This is a genomic window from Cellulomonas iranensis NBRC 101100 = JCM 18110, from assembly GCF_001552375.1.
Lineage (GTDB): Bacteria > Actinomycetota > Actinomycetes > Actinomycetales > Cellulomonadaceae > Cellulomonas > Cellulomonas iranensis.
Window position 1 is genome coordinate 1 of record NZ_BCRB01000189.1, and the last position, 1,103, is coordinate 1,103.

1 protein-coding gene and 1 pseudogene are annotated in these 1,103 nt (G+C 76.2%); both read left to right on the forward strand.

The window, feature by feature from the left end:
- Nucleotides 1–189 (forward strand): annotated as a pseudogene (locus CS2_RS19270) (hypothetical protein); the annotation flags it as partial.
- Between the two features lie 93 nt (nucleotides 190–282).
- The gene (locus CS2_RS18285; RefSeq protein WP_070321026.1) at nucleotides 283–1,062 is read left to right on the forward strand and encodes an ATP-binding cassette domain-containing protein; all 780 of its coding nucleotides are present in this window, start codon (nucleotides 283–285) and stop codon (nucleotides 1,060–1,062) included.
- Nucleotides 1,063–1,103 lie beyond the last annotated feature (41 nt).

A 1,103-nucleotide genomic window follows, 5' to 3' on the forward strand; every position in this document is an offset into this window, starting at 1 on the left:
GTGCCGGCGGCGCTGGGTCAGCGCGCCGAGGTGATGGGGGCGCTGGTGATGGCGCTGCGCTCGGCCGACGTGCCGGTGCGCGCGGACGACGACGCGCCGGTGGGCGGCGCGCAGGACGACGAGGACACGGGTGCGCCGGGCGACGAGGTCGCGGGGGCGCGGGACGGGCGGGTCGATGGTCGGGGTTGACCGGTGCGGGGCGGGGGGCTTCACTGCACGGGGCACGGTGGTGCGCGGCGGACGCACGCGGTGCGGGCGCACGCAGAGCGGACGGGGTCGACGATGACCGAGACGACGGGGGTCCCGCTGCTGGCGATGCGCGGGATCAGCAAGCGGTTCGGCGGCGTCGAGGCGCTCGTCGGCGTCGACCTCGACGTGCACCGCGGCGAGGTCGTGGCGCTGGTCGGCGACAACGCGGCCGGCAAGTCGACGCTCGCCAAGATGGTCGCCGGGGTCCTGACGCCCGACACGGGCCTCATCGAGGTCGACGGGCGGCCGGTGACGATCCCGACGCCGGCGGCGGCGCACGCGCTGGGCGTCGCGACCGTCTTCCAGGACCTCGCGCTGTGCGACAACCTCGACGTGACGTCGAACCTGTTCCTGGGGCGGGAGCTGCGCGACGCGCGGGGGCGGCGCGACGACGAGCGCATGGAGCAGGTCGCGCGCCAGATCCTGCGGGACCTGACGAGCCGGATCCCGACGGTGCGCGTGCCGCTCGCGCAGCTGTCCGCGGGGCAGCGCCAGGCGGTCGCGATCGCGCGCACGCTCATCGGCTCGCCGCGCATCGTCGTGCTCGACGAGCCGACCGCGTCGCTGTCGGTCGCGCAGACGGCCGAGGTCCTCGTGCACATCGAGGGGCTGCGCGACCTAGGGCTCGCGGTGGTCCTCATCAGCCACAACATGACCGACGTGCGGTCGGTCGCGGACCGTGTCGAGGTGCTGCGGCACGGCCGCAACAACGGGTCGTTCGACGCGCGGTCGACGGCGTACGAGCAGATCATCGCCGCCATCACGGGGGCGTCGCGCGCACCCGGTGCGCGCCGGGTGCCGCTGCCCTCCTGAGGTGGCCGGGGCGGCGGGCGCGCGCGGCCGCCGGGGGCCGG